This window comes from Candidatus Electronema sp. TJ (assembly GCF_048287355.1).
Taxonomy (GTDB): domain Bacteria; phylum Desulfobacterota; class Desulfobulbia; order Desulfobulbales; family Desulfobulbaceae; genus Electronema.
The window spans coordinates 1-1,523 of record NZ_JBLWEP010000013.1 but is presented as its reverse complement, the minus strand read 5'-3'; the positions used below and the strand labels follow the sequence as shown (position 1 = coordinate 1,523).

Here is a 1,523-nt window from a genome sequence, read left to right as displayed (position 1 = left end):
CTGCGCGAGGCCGGATTGAACCGCTCGCTCTTCGAGATGGCCAACATCCGCGACCAATGTTCGTGGGTGCACATGCACGAGCCGGAGCGGGCCACCGCGAAAGCCAAGGATGCCGTACGTATGGCGGTAGCCAAGGCTTGCTGCTTGACTGCGCTTCAGGAAATGCAGCTACCGGTCACGCCCTCGGCTCTGGTCATCGGCGGTGGCTTGGCAGGCATGACCGCAGCTTTGACCATTGCGGATCAAGGCTTTGAAGTGGCCCTGATTGAGCGGGGAACGCAGCTCGGCGGCAAGGCATTGCTGCTCACTGCTGACCGTCACGGCAAGGATCCGCGTCAGGCAGTGCAGGAAATGATCAACAAGGTGAGCAGTCATCCGAAGATCACCGTACACACCGAAGCGCAGGTGACAGCGGTGTCCGGCTATGTCGGCAACTTCACAACCACAGTCGAAAGTAAGGGCGCAAGCGAGCTGATTCATCACGGCGTGACCGTGCTCGCCACCGGCGGCAATCCCTATCAGCCGACGCAGTACGCTTACGGCCAGTCGCCGAAGATTGTCACCCAGATTGAGCTGGAGCAGCGGCTTGTTGCAGATCAGACTGGGTTGAAGGCGGCGAAGCAGGCGGTGATGATTCAGTGCGTCGGCTCGCGCGACGAGGATTTGACCTATTGCAGCCGGGTCTGCTGCGGCCAAGCACTAAAGAACGCCCTGCGCCTTAAAGCCTTGCAGCCGGAGATGCAGATCATCATTCTCTACCGCGACATGCGGGCCTACGGCTTTATGGAGGACGACTACCGCAAGGCACGGCAGCTCGGCGTGATCTTCACCCGCTACAGCCTCGACCGCAAGCCGGAAGTCAGCGTGAATGGCGACGCAGTCACGGTGCGTTATTTTGATCCGCTGCTCGGCGAAGACTTGGCGATGGAAACCGACCTGCTCGCGCTCTCAACCGGCATAGTCCCGGAAGACCCGACCACGCTGGCGAAAATGCTGAAAGTGCCAGTCACGGCGGAGAAGTTCTTCCTTGAGGCACATGTCAAATTGCAGCCGGTTGATCTGCCGGTTGACGGCACCTATGTTTGCGGCCTGGCGCACTCACCGCGCGGCATGGACGAGACCATCGCCCAAGCGCAGGCCGCCGCTGGCCGGGCATGTCATCCGCTGGCCAAAGGTTCGGTCACGCCCGCGCCCATTGTCTCCAAGATTGACCCGGAGAAGTGCATCGGCTGCGCCGCCTGCGAGACCTTCTGCCCGTACAAGGCGATTGAGATGTACAAGGACGACAAGAAGCGTAAGGCGCGCACCATCACTGCCTCGTGCAAGGGCTGCGGTGTCTGCGCCGCCCGCTGCCCGACCATGGCCATTGACATGGGCCGCTTCACTTTGGACGGCATCATGGCCCAGATCAAGGCTTTTGGGGAGGAGGTTGCTGTGTAACCGATCGGCCTTCAAGGGGAAATGCAGCCCGGATTGCAGATGCGGTCCGGGCTGTTTTGGTTTGACAGGGAGCAGCGGCAAAG

Annotated in this window: 1 protein-coding gene; it reads left to right on the top strand. The window is 60.9% G+C overall.

The window, feature by feature from the left end; translation table 11 throughout:
- A partial coding sequence (locus ACNKID_RS01895; protein WP_417911738.1) for a CoB--CoM heterodisulfide reductase iron-sulfur subunit A family protein occupies window positions 1–1,440 on the top strand: 1,440 nt, incomplete at its 5' end.
- Window positions 1,441–1,523 lie beyond the last annotated feature (83 nt).